Annotated in this window: 14 protein-coding genes; 9 read left to right on the top strand and 5 right to left on the bottom strand. The window is 38.4% G+C overall.

What is annotated here, in order from left to right; all coding sequences use genetic code 11:
- The first annotated feature begins 106 nt into the window (after positions 1 to 106).
- Complete coding sequence (locus IHV10_RS04940) at positions 107 to 853, top strand: SDR family NAD(P)-dependent oxidoreductase (protein WP_197127588.1); 747 nt, start codon at positions 107 to 109, stop codon at positions 851 to 853.
- Between the two features lie 91 nt (positions 854 to 944).
- Positions 945 to 1,835 carry a cation diffusion facilitator family transporter gene (locus IHV10_RS04945; RefSeq protein WP_197127589.1) on the top strand — a complete coding sequence of 297 codons (891 nt, stop codon included), beginning with the start codon at positions 945 to 947 and terminating at the stop codon, positions 1,833 to 1,835.
- Here IHV10_RS04945 and IHV10_RS04950 read toward each other — a convergent pair.
- Both IHV10_RS04950 and IHV10_RS04955 read right to left on the bottom strand, forming a co-directional pair.
- Entirely contained in the window at positions 1,827 to 2,192 is a 366-nt protein-coding gene (locus tag IHV10_RS04950; protein ID WP_197127590.1) for a VOC family protein, read from the bottom strand. The two genes, IHV10_RS04945 and IHV10_RS04950, sit on opposite strands and share 9 nt — an antisense overlap.
- A gap of 6 nt (positions 2,193 to 2,198) precedes the next feature.
- Positions 2,199 to 2,939 carry a sulfite exporter TauE/SafE family protein gene (locus IHV10_RS04955; RefSeq protein WP_197127591.1) on the bottom strand — a complete coding sequence of 247 codons (741 nt, stop codon included), beginning with the start codon at positions 2,937 to 2,939 and terminating at the stop codon, positions 2,199 to 2,201.
- A 116-nt stretch (positions 2,940 to 3,055) separates the two neighbouring features.
- Between IHV10_RS04955 and IHV10_RS04960 the strand changes: the two genes are divergently transcribed.
- The 5 genes from IHV10_RS04960 to IHV10_RS04980 all read left to right on the top strand — a co-directional run bounded on the left by IHV10_RS04960 (position 3,056) and on the right by IHV10_RS04980 (position 7,835).
- Complete coding sequence (locus IHV10_RS04960; RefSeq protein WP_197128204.1) at positions 3,056 to 3,925, top strand: LysR family transcriptional regulator; 870 nt, start codon at positions 3,056 to 3,058, stop codon at positions 3,923 to 3,925.
- Positions 3,926 to 3,994: 69 nt separating this feature from the next.
- Positions 3,995 to 4,711: a 2,3,4,5-tetrahydropyridine-2,6-dicarboxylate N-acetyltransferase gene (gene dapD / locus IHV10_RS04965; RefSeq protein ID WP_197127592.1), complete on the top strand. Its 717-nt coding sequence runs from the start codon at positions 3,995 to 3,997 to the stop codon at positions 4,709 to 4,711.
- A 25-nt stretch (positions 4,712 to 4,736) separates the two neighbouring features.
- The gene (locus IHV10_RS04970) at positions 4,737 to 5,861 is read left to right on the top strand and encodes an N-acetyldiaminopimelate deacetylase (RefSeq protein ID WP_197127593.1); all 1,125 of its coding nucleotides are present in this window, start codon (positions 4,737 to 4,739) and stop codon (positions 5,859 to 5,861) included.
- A gap of 292 nt (positions 5,862 to 6,153) precedes the next feature.
- Positions 6,154 to 6,399: a YkuS family protein gene (locus tag IHV10_RS04975; protein ID WP_197127594.1), complete on the top strand. Its 246-nt coding sequence runs from the start codon at positions 6,154 to 6,156 to the stop codon at positions 6,397 to 6,399.
- Positions 6,400 to 6,515: 116 nt separating this feature from the next.
- Complete coding sequence (locus IHV10_RS04980; protein ID WP_197127595.1) at positions 6,516 to 7,835, top strand: hemolysin family protein; 1,320 nt, start codon at positions 6,516 to 6,518, stop codon at positions 7,833 to 7,835.
- Positions 7,836 to 7,843: 8 nt separating this feature from the next.
- On the opposite strand, the gene IHV10_RS04985 is transcribed toward IHV10_RS04980, so the two are convergent.
- The gene (locus IHV10_RS04985) at positions 7,844 to 8,047 is read right to left on the bottom strand and encodes a ChaB family protein (RefSeq protein WP_197127596.1); all 204 of its coding nucleotides are present in this window, start codon (positions 8,045 to 8,047) and stop codon (positions 7,844 to 7,846) included.
- Positions 8,048 to 8,299: 252 nt separating this feature from the next.
- Between IHV10_RS04985 and IHV10_RS04990 the strand changes: the two genes are divergently transcribed.
- Together IHV10_RS04990 and IHV10_RS04995 are read left to right on the top strand one after the other, a co-directional pair.
- Complete coding sequence (locus IHV10_RS04990; protein WP_066393264.1) at positions 8,300 to 8,842, top strand: peroxiredoxin; 543 nt, start codon at positions 8,300 to 8,302, stop codon at positions 8,840 to 8,842.
- 176 nt (positions 8,843 to 9,018) lie between these two features.
- Complete coding sequence (locus IHV10_RS04995) at positions 9,019 to 9,684, top strand: potassium channel family protein (RefSeq protein WP_197127597.1); 666 nt, start codon at positions 9,019 to 9,021, stop codon at positions 9,682 to 9,684.
- Between the two features lie 43 nt (positions 9,685 to 9,727).
- Here the strand turns inward: IHV10_RS04995 and rnjA are convergent, their stop codons facing one another.
- Both rnjA and IHV10_RS05005 read right to left on the bottom strand, forming a co-directional pair.
- Positions 9,728 to 11,398, bottom strand: coding sequence for a ribonuclease J1 (gene rnjA, locus IHV10_RS05000; RefSeq protein WP_197127598.1), 1,671 nt, complete (start codon positions 11,396 to 11,398; stop codon positions 9,728 to 9,730).
- A 3-nt stretch (positions 11,399 to 11,401) separates the two neighbouring features.
- Positions 11,402 to 11,611: a DNA-dependent RNA polymerase subunit epsilon gene (locus tag IHV10_RS05005; protein ID WP_197127599.1), complete on the bottom strand. Its 210-nt coding sequence runs from the start codon at positions 11,609 to 11,611 to the stop codon at positions 11,402 to 11,404.
- Positions 11,612 to 11,733: the final 122 nt, after the last annotated feature.

Consider the following 11,733-nt stretch of genomic DNA (forward strand, 5'->3'; position numbering starts at 1 on the left):
ACAATTGTTTTTATGCTCTTTTTTTATGTGTAAGTCTTTGATGAAAATAATAGAAAGAGGGGAAAGAATAGTATATATGGATTTTTTATTTTAGGAGGAACTTATTATGGTTAAGACTAGAGGTATAGTATTGGTTACAGGTGCTGCTGAGGGAATTGGAAAACAGATAGCAATTGATTTTGCCAAAGCAGGATGGAAGGTCTCGCTAATTGATTACAATAAAAATGAGCTTGAAACCACATTTTCTGAAGTCCGTCAAATTCAAGCAGATAGCATCTTTATTACATGCGATGTAAAAAATCCAGAGGAAATTATTAAAGCAGTATCAGAAACACATGATAGATTAGGCGGTCTGAACTGTGTTATCAACAACGCCGGTATTTCAAAATGGAAATCGCCATATGAATTAACAGTAGATGAATGGGATGACATTTTAAACACGAACTTGCGAAGTGTTTTTCTTTTTTCTAGAGAAGCGGCTAAGTACATGTCCCAGTCTGGAGGAGGTTCTATCATCAATATGGCTTCCACTCGTGCGGTAATGTCTGAGCCTCATTCCGAAGCATATGCGGCAACTAAAGGCGGAATTGTTGCTTTAACTCACGCCTTGGCTGCATCGTTCTCTGAAGATTTTATTACCGTGAATTCTATTAGTCCTGGTTGGATACATACAGGAGATTATAAAGAGCTGCGTGAAGTTGATCACGATCAGCATCTCTCAAAAAGAGTGGGTATGCCAGCTGATATTTCAAGGGCATGCTTATTCTTAGCGCAGTCTGACAATAATTTTATTACCGGGGAAAATATTACGATCGATGGCGGGATGACTAGAAAAATGATCTATGAACATTAATGTTTCCTATAGGGAAAAAGATTGCTCTAGACCCACCCCCAATCCATTCTTTATGATGTAAAAGGTATTATTTAACGAAGGAGAATAGAGAATGCAATCTGATCAGCAAAAAAGAGTGGAACGCGGTGTTTATCTTAGTCTAGGAGCATATATTTTTCTATCAATAGTTAAACTTGTGTCAGGTATTTTTTATAATTCCGATGCATTAGTTGCTGACGGATTAAACAATGCTACTGACATTATCGCTTCTATCGCAGTATTAATAGGATTGAAAATTTCAAGGAAGCCAGCAGATGAGGATCATCCTTATGGACACTTGCGTGCAGAAACGATTGCATCGATGGTTGCTTCATTTATTATGGTAGTCATCGGTATTGAAGTATTGATTTCATCTATTAAAAAGATGTTTAACGGAGTGGAAACGGAGCCTTCACTTACGGCGGCCTTGATCGCTCTGTTCGGTGCAGCTGTGATGTTGATCGTTTATTTGTATAATATAAAGGTTGCAAAAGAAACAGACAGCCAAGGGCTGAAAGCAGCCGCTCTTGATAACCGTTCAGACGCATTTGTCAGTATTGGAGCAGCAGTCGGAATTCTTGGCGCACAGATCGGCTTACCGTGGCTAGATCCAGCAGCAGCAGTTCTTGTTGGTCTGATCATCATCAAGACAGGTTGGGAGATTTTCACTGAAACCTCCCATAACCTTTCAGATGGCTTTGATTATGAAGAAGGCAAGGAAATGGAACACAAGATTTTAGATGTTGAAGGTGTAGAGAACGTGGGAGACCTGAAAGCTCGTAAACACGGTAACCGAGCTATTATCGATGTAACGATTAAAGTTGATCCTTCCCTTAATGTAGTGGAAAGTCACGAGATCACAGAAAAGATAGAAGACACGATTAAAGAAGCTTATAATGTCGAGAGTATACAAGTTCACGTTGAACCAGAGGACGGAAAGAACAAAGATAATTCATTAAAGTGAAGAGGGCTGAATGAATTCTATCCGATTTCCGAAGGGATCTCGTATCGTAAAGCGTGAAAATCCAGGAAACGGCAGTTCTTGTTGTATCGGTACTTGATGAAGAGCCAAATGATCTTTGAAACTTGTGAGGTCATCGACTAAAAAGGCAGGGTGATGTTTACCTTTGTAAACCTGATCTTCCACTCCGATGTGTAGTTGTTGATGACCGAATTGGAACCACATCCCACCATTTTTTCGAAGAGCATCTGGTTTTGGAATTTCTTCAAGTTGCAGGATTCCTTTATAAAAAGCTCGTGCTTCATCTTCCTTTTCTCGTGGAATACATATTTGGACATGATGGATACCTGTTATTTTCATGGTTTATTACCTCCATTGAATAATTAATTGAATAATTAGCAGAACAGTTACAGTCCTCATAAGGATTGTAACTTGTTTTGTTTTTAAATGAGGTGCAAGTTTTACCGCAGCTTGAGCACCGCATATACTTCCAATCGTAAGCGGTATAGCCACACTCCACATATAATGTCCTGCCCATAAATAAGTGAATACAGCTCCTGTACAGCTTAAGAACGTATTGAATCGTGTAAATGAGACGGTGCGAATATAGGAAAAGCCGTTTCGCATAAAAAGCTGCATCTGCAGGGTACCTTGACCTGGACCGAATAAGCCGTCATATGCCCCGATGCCAAAAAGGTAAGGATACTTACTCGGAGGGAGCTGTTTGATCTCATCATTAGGATCTTTTTCTCTTTTTGTTTTTAGAAAAGTTAAGAAGAGTGCACACGTGAGTAAGAAAAGTGCGATGATGGTTAAATTCTCTCTAGAGATTAAGGAAGCAGTCAAGCCACCTGCAATTCCTCCTAATAGACTGATAACACCAGAAATGATGTAAGGGGTAAGCTTTGTATCATTTTTTCGTAAGAGAACAAAAAAGCTTGAAAAAGAACTGAACATATTGGCAAATTTATTCGCTGCAATCGCAGAGTGGACTGGAACACCTAACAATAACATGATAGGAAAATTGATCATGCCGCCACTTCCAGAAAGAGTGCCGATAAAAGTCGCTACAAACCCAACGAATATTAGGATATACAGTATTTTCACATCCCTTCATTTTCCCTTTACATATCTATCCTATGTTAAGGTATACTTAAAATAAATTACATAAAATAGATATTTTTCAATAAGTAAAACTTATCATAGTAAAAGAAGGAGAAATGATGCAGTTATCTGAATTTCGTATTTTAAAAGTTCTTGCTGAAGAATTAAACATGAGAAAAGCATCTGAGCGGCTTTATGTATCTCAACCAGCTCTTAGTCAGCGACTTCAAACGATTGAAAATAATTGGGGAACCATCATTTTCATTCGTTCTCAAAAAGGATTGAATTTAACGCCCTCTGGAGAAAAGATTCTTGCTTTTGTAACGGAAGTTCTTCAAAAAGAAGAACTTGTAAAAGAAGAACTTCAATCTCTTTCAGAGCATGTTCACGGCACATTAAAGCTTGCGGTTGCCTCAATCATAGGTCAATATTGGTTGCCCCATGTGTTAAAGGAGTATGTAAATCTATACCCTCATGTAAATATATCACTTATTACGGGTTGGAGTTCTGAAATCATTAAACACCTTTATGAAGATAAGATCCATCTTGGCATTGTAAGAGGAAATCCAGAGTGGAGAGGCAGTAAAGAGCATATTTTGTCAGATCATTTATACTTAGTAGATACGACGATTTCATCCATTGACGAGCTTTCAGATACGACTAAACCATTTATTCAATTCAAGAGCCATTCAACTTATTATCAAGAAATACAAGATTGGTGGCACACTCATTTTAAAACAACACCGCAAAAGACGATTGTTGTTGACCAGATTGAAACGTGTAAGCAGATGGCGCTAAATGGAATTGGTTATGCGATTCTCCCATCGATCAGTCTTCGACCAGAGGATGATATGTTTAAGATTCCATTAACAGATAAAAAGGGTAATGCCATTAAACGAGATACTTGGCTCATTCATCACGGTACGGGATCGGAGCTAAAACAAGTGAATGTGTTTATGGATTTGATTCGAAAACTAACCAATGAATAACGTTTGAATCTTTCTATATTTAGTGGTTTAATACAATACAGAATGACTTTTAAGGAGGAACTACCAAACATGAAAATGATGGATGCAAACGAAATTATCTCATTTATCCAAAATGCAACAAAATCTACACCCGTAAAAGTTTACGTAAAAGGAAATCTTGAAAATATCGAATTCGGACAAGATACGAAAGTGTTCCCTTCAGGCAACACGGCTGTTTTATTCGGCGAGTGGAAAGATATTGAAGCTGCGTTAAAAGCAAATGAAAGCAACATTGAAGACTTCGTGATCGAAAATGATCGTCGTAATTCGGCGATTCCATTGTTAGATATGAAAAACATTAAAGCTCGTATTGAACCAGGTGCCATCATTCGTGACCAAGTCGAGATCGGTGACAATGCTGTAATCATGATGGGTGCTTCCATTAACATCGGAGCAGTAATCGGTGAAGGAACGATGATCGACATGAACGTTGTACTTGGTGGACGAGCTACTGTAGGAAAGAACTGCCACATAGGTGCAGGAACTGTTCTTGCAGGTGTAATCGAACCACCTTCAGCAAAACCAGTAGTTGTAGAAGACGATGTAGTCATTGGAGCGAACGTAGTTGTTCTTGAAGGCGTTACGGTAGGTAAGGGCGCAGTTGTAGCTGCAGGTGCCATTGTGATCGAAGACGTAGAACCATACACAGTGGTTGGTGGAACTCCAGCTCGCGTATTAAAAAAGATCGACGAAAAAACAAAATCAAAAACAGAAATCAGACAAGAGCTACGTCAGTTAAACGACTAATTTTTAGTGTAGGGGATGAGAGAAGATGAAATCATTGCTTGAGATAAGAAAAGACTTGCACCGTATACCGGAGCCAGGATTTTTAGAGTTTAAAACGCAGAGATATATCCTTGATCTCATCTCCACTTTTCCTCAGGACCATTTAGAAATTCATACATGGGAAACAGGCATATTTGTAAAAGTAATCGGAAGAAATGCATCTAAAACGATAGCTTACCGAACAGATATGGATGGTCTACCTATCAGTGAAGAAACTGGCTATGAATTTTCCTCTCTTCACGAAGGAATGATGCATGCCTGCGGTCATGATGTTCATATGACGATCGCTTTAGGGCTAGTGGCACATTTTGCGGAGAACCCAATAGATGATCATCTGTTATTTATCTTTCAGCCTGCTGAAGAAGGACCAGGGGGAGCTCTCCCAATGCGAGAGAGTGAGCTGTTTAAGCAGTTAAAACCTGACATGATCACAGCACTTCACATAGCTCCGGAATATCCGGTCGGCACGATCGCTGTAAAAGAAGGATTATTATTTGCTAATACTTCTGAACTTTTTGTTGATCTGATCGGAAAAGGCGGCCATGCTGCTTATCCGCATTTAAGTAATGACATGGTAGTCGCAGCAAGCCATCTTGTTACACAGTTGCAGTCGATCATCTCACGTAATATTGATCCACTGGATTCAGCTGTTGTAACGATCGGTAAGATCACTGGTGGAACGAAGCAAAATATCATTGCAGAAAAAGCAAGACTCGAAGGCACTATTCGAACGTTATCTCCAGAAGCGATGGATAAGGTTAAAAAGAGAATTGAAGCACTCGTTAAAGGTATTTCAGGCAGTTTTGAATGTGAGACTGCAATAGATTACGGTTCAAACTATCGTCAAGTTGATAATGAACCTATTCTAACTAGAGAATTCATGGAATTTGCAAAACAGCAAGAAACTGTGAATGTTATTGAATGTAAAGAAGCTATGACCGGGGAAGACTATGGATATTTTTTAGAAAAAATCCCTGGTTTCATGTTCTGGCTAGGGGTTGATACCCAATATGGTCTTCACCATTCAAAGTTAAAACCGCAAGCAGAAGCCATTCAGCATGCGGTAGATCTATTAGTTCAATATTTCCACTTTAAAGGGAATAGAATGTAGGGAAACGGCCAATCGGCCGTTTTTTCTTGCTCATTTCCCTAATTTCAGTCTCCTAATCACACTCAATTCACGAATTTTTCCCTCCAATCCAGAAATTTTAACCGTCAATCCAAAAGTTTTAATACGCAATCCACAAGTTTCGGGACTCAATCCAAAAGTTTTTATGATTTATCCGCGAGTCGACACTTTACGCCATATATCTACATGCGTGTCTCAACAGAAACACTTCATTTCTGCATTACATATTCCCATTATGAGTTGGAAACATTAAGAAAGGTAAGGAGGTGGGAATATGGCTAGAATTGGTGTAGAACAATCATTATCAAACGTCTCAGATGCATTGCGATCAAAGGGACATGATGTTGTAGAACTTCGACAAGAGCAAGACGCTAACGGCTGTGATTGCTGTGTAATTTCCGGACAGGATCAGAACATTATGGGCATTCAAAATGCAGAAACACAAGGATCTGTATTGAACGCTCATGGTATGTCAGCAGATGAAGTATGTCAGGCTGTTGAGAGCAGATTACAATCATAACACTCCTGGGGACAGCCATGCTGCCCCTTTATTTCTGTTTAACGCACGTTTTAACAGGGAATTAATTGACCAATCATAAAAAAATATGTTGTTTAGCAGCAGATGGGGAGGTCCATATGCCAATCTTTAATGTAATCATGATTATTTTACTTATCGTCTTAACCGCATTTTTTGTAGTTACTGAATTTGCCATTGTTAAAGTACGTAGGACGCGAATAGACCATTTAGCTTCCGAAGGTAATAGTAAAGCGATCGCTGCACAAAAAGTTATCGGCAATCTTGATGGCTATTTGTCAGCTTGTCAGTTAGGGATAACCATTACAGCACTAGGACTAGGTTGGTTGGGTGAGCCGACTGTTGAGATCTTTTTACGACCATTGTTTGAAAATGCAGGATTGAATGAAGGACTAACGCATACGCTCTCATTTTCAATCGCTTTCTTCTTAATTACCTTCTTGCACGTGGTATTAGGAGAATTAGCACCTAAAACTGTTGCAATTCAAAAAGCTGAAATGGTCTCGTTGGCTACAGCAAAACCAATAATCCTATTTTATAAGGTCATGTATCCTTTTATCTTCTTACTAAATGGTTCAGCGAATCTTTTAACACGAGTCTTCGGTATAAGTCCAGCTAGTGAACATGAGGTCGTACATACGGAAGAAGAGTTACGTCTTATCCTTTCAGAAAGTTTACAAGGTGGAGAGATCAATCAATCCGAATACCGGTATGTGAACAGAATTTTTGAATTTGATGACCGTGTAGCGAAAGAGATTATGATACCGCGAACTGAAATGGTATGTTTATTCCTAGAGAATAGTTGTGAACAGAACATGGCGATCATGCGTGAAGAAAAGTTCACGAGATATCCTGTTGGCCATGATGATAAGGATCATATCGTTGGTATTGTAAACATTAAGGAATTTTTCAATGAAAATTTCAGCAAAGAAAATTTTGATTTAAATGATTATATTCGCCCTATCATTACGGTCCATGAATCAATACCGATCCAAAAGCTCTTGGTCAAAATGCAAAAAGATCAGACTCATATGGCGGTGCTCGTAGACGAGTATGGTGGGACTGCAGGAATTGTAACGGTTGAAGATATATTGGAAGAGATCGTCGGGGAAATTAGAGATGAATTTGATATTGATGAAGAACCAGAGATTCAACAAGTTGATCAAAATCAAACGGTAGTGGATGGAAAAGTGCTCATTTCACAAATCAATGAACTATTCGCACTGGATATTGATAATAGTGAAATCGATACAATTGGAGGTTGGGTTCTAACAAGATCAGTTGATTTAGAAACTCATCACTCGTTTAATTATGAAAGTTATCGCTTTACGATTTTGGAGCTGGATGGCAGACAGATAAAAAAAATCGGAATTGAAAAAATATTAGAAGATAAAAATACTGATACAAATAAAGACTCCTGAACGATGTTTCAGGAGTCTTTGCTTTTCCATTGTCCATTTTTAGTCTTTTCGTATTTGTGTTTTACTGCGCTCCACGCTACCTTGTGTGCGGTTTCTTCTTCTTTATACTCTTGGAGTGCAGAATTAAAAGCCTCTTTATAGATTTCCTGACCGTGGTGGGGGAGATGATCTTTTACTCCTTCAGGTAGATCTTTAAGCGAATCATACGGCATATTTATCCCTCCTATACGATAAAGCGTTCCCGTGGAATCCTCAATGTAAACTCTTTATTGAGAATGAAAAGCATCTGAAATGAGCGGATAATTTCACATTTATAGTTTAAGTTGCTATGATTAAGGAGAAATTAAGTCGTGGGAATACCTTTCCTTATTTAAATTAATTATTATTTAACATTGACTAAAAATAAGGACTGTACTATAATTACCCATGTAAATAAAACAGTTTTTTTGGAGGGATTTTCACCTATGGCAGAACGTATGGTAGCAAAACAAGCACCTAGATTTGAAATGGATGCAGTATTACCAAACAAAGAATTTGGAAAAGTTAGCTTAGAAGAAAACATGAAGAATGACAAGTGGACTGTTCTTTTCTTCTATCCAATGGACTTCACTTTCGTTTGTCCTACAGAAATTACATCACTTAGCGACCGTTTTGACGAGTTCGAAGATTTAGATGCTGATGTAATTGGTGTTTCTACAGACACAATCCACACTCACAAAGCTTGGATCAACACACCACGTGACATGAACGGTCTTGGTGAGTTAAAATACTCTCTAGCAGCTGATACAAACCACACTGTAGCTCGTGATTATGGTGTTCTAATCGAAGAAGAAGGTATTGCTCTTCGCGGTTTATTCATCATCTCTCCAGAGGGTGAATTAATGTACTCTGTTGTTAACCATAACAACATTGGCCGTGATGTTGATGAAACATTACGTGTACTTCAAGCACTTCAAACAGGTGGACTTTGCCCAGCAAACTGGAAGCCTGGTCAAAAGACTCTTTAATCGTCAAATCGTGTATATTTCATAACCCAAGACGTTGTTCTTGGGTTATTTTTATAATTAATAATGAAAACGTGAACATATTCTGTATTTTTTACATAAGAGGTATTAGTTAGATATTGATTTGTAAATAATGTGGTAAAATAAGGCTATACCGCGAAAGATTGGAGTGAGGGACTGTGAAAAAGCAATATGCTGTAATCGGACTAGGTCGTTTTGGCGGTAGTATGTGTAAAGCATTGGCCGATCAAGGAATGGAAGTTCTTGCGATTGATATTGATGAAGATCGAGTGAATGAGTTTTCAAACGTTGTGACGCACGCTGTAATTGCAGATTCTACAGATGAAGGGGTATTGAAAAGTCTTGGGATACGGAATTTTCAGCATGTAGTGGTCGCGATTGGTGACAATCTTCAGTCGTCCATTCTTACAACACTCATTTTAAAAGAGATGGGTGTAGAAAAGATTACGGTTAAAGCTCAAAATGATTACCATGAAAAGGTGTTAAGAAAGATCGGAGCAGATAAAATTATTCACCCTGAGCGAGACATGGGTGTTAGAATTGCTCATCAAATCGTATCAAACAACGTTCTTGATTATTTAGAGCTATCCGACGAACATAGCATCGTTGAATTAGTAGCAAGTAAGAAGATGAACAATAAATCTTTGATACAGTTAGACATTCGGGCAAAGTATGGCTGTAACGTTGTAGCTGTTAAAAGAGGAAAAGACATCTTCGTTTCTCCACAAGCTGATCAAAACATTCACCAAGGAGATGTATTGATTGTAATCGGTGGAGATAAGGACATCAACCGCTTAGAAAAACAAATGGCTAATGAAGAATAAAAAAACCGTTACCCTTGAATAGGGAACGGTTTTTATTATGAAACTAAATTTCCATGATGATAGGTAGAATCATTGGACGTCTTTTTGTTTTTTCATATAAGAAAGGAGCCAACGTATCTGTGATTTCATTCTTGATTTCAGACCACTGTGTGGTTCTTTTCTCGTTCATGATCGTTTCTAAATGTTTGCTAAGAAGACTTTGAGCATCGTGAATCAAGTCTCCAGACTCACGCATATAAACAAAACCTCGTGAAATGATATCAGGTCCTGCTTCTATTTTAAACTCTTTCATGTCCATGCTTACGACAACGACTACAAGACCTTCTTCTGAGAGAATTTTTCGGTCTCGAAGTACGATGTTCCCGATATCACCAATTCCACTTCCATCTACATAGACGGAACCTGAAGGGATCTTACCAGCAACCATAGCCTCATTTTGTGAAAGAGCTAAAACTTCTCCATTATCCATTACAAATGAATTCTGAGATGGAACATCACAATCAGATGCAAGCTTCGTGTGCATCTTAAGCATTCTGTATTCACCATGAATCGGCATAAAGAATTTAGGCTTCATAAGACGTAACATAAGCTTTTGCTCTTGTTGTCCGCCATGTCCGGAAGTATGGATATCGTTTAATGACCCATGAATCACTTCTGCACCTGCACGGAACAACTGGTTGATCGTTTTACTGACACTAAGAGCATTTCCTGGGATAGGTGAGGATGAAAAGACAACCGTGTCTCCAGGAATGATTTGTATCTGTCTATGAGTTCCGTTAGCAATTCTTGAGAGAGCAGCCATTGGTTCACCTTGGCTTCCTGTACATAGAATCGTAACTTGATTATCAGGCAAACGATTGATCTGATTTGCATCAACAAACGTATTCTTAGGAGCTTTAATAAATCCAAGCTCTTGCCCAACGGTTATCGCAGAATCCATACTACGTCCAAACACAGCAATTTTTCTATTGTTTGCAACAGAAGCTTCAACGACTTGCTGCAATCTATGAATGTTCGAAGCGAAGGTAGCGAAGATCACTCGGCCTTCCATTTTTCTGAAGATGTCTTGTATGCTTTCTCCGACACGTCTCTCAGAAAGAGTGAACCCAGGAACTTCACTGTTTGTTGAATCAGAAAGTAAGCAGAGTACACCTTCTTTTCCGATCTCAGCCATTTTTGTTAAGTTAGCAGGTTCACCAACAGGCGTGAAATCAAACTTAAAGTCACCTGTATGAACGATGTTACCAGGTGGTGTTTTCACTACCAATCCATATGAATCTGGAATACTGTGAGTCGTTCTGAAGAAACTTACAGATGTTTTACGGAATTTAATCACATCGTCCTCAGTGATTTCATGTAATTGTGCACGACGAAGCAAACCGTGTTCTTCTAGTTTGTTCTTGATCAGAGCAAGCGCGAGTTTACCACCATAGATAGGGATGTTCACTTGTCTTAAAAGATAAGGAATACCGCCAATATGATCTTCGTGTCCATGTGTGATAAATAGCCCTTTGATCTTTTCTTCGTTCTTAACAAGATACGTGTAATCTGGTATTACGTAATCAATTCCTAGGAGTTCATCTTCTGGAAATTTAATTCCTGCATCAATAAGGATGATCTCATCTTGAAACTGAACGGCATACGTATTTTTACCGATTTCTCCTAGACCGCCAAGTGCGAAAACAGCGGCTTGATGATTTTTTACAAATTTCATAAATTATACATTCTCCAATTCCAATGAATTCGTGTCTTTTTCATACTCAAGAAATTTACCGTTAATTTCTTGTATGTATTCAATGTTGTATTTGCGGTCAGCGAGTTTTTTACGTACGTCGTTGATCGTTTCTGCTTCTACATATACTGTTTGAGTGTGTTCACGAACAGGAACCTCTGTTAAGCTAGTTTGAAAAAATACTTTATAAATCATATTTCATGTCTCCTTACCGGTCTGTAGTTTTTGAGTTTCTTCGTCCTATTATAAAGGAAAGTGACATGTTTTTCATGTTTTTTCATAATGCTTCATTGGAAAACCACAAAAATATAAAAATA

Source organism: Fictibacillus sp. 5RED26 (assembly GCF_015903895.1).
Taxonomy (GTDB): domain Bacteria; phylum Bacillota; class Bacilli; order Bacillales; family Fictibacillaceae; genus Fictibacillus; species Fictibacillus phosphorivorans.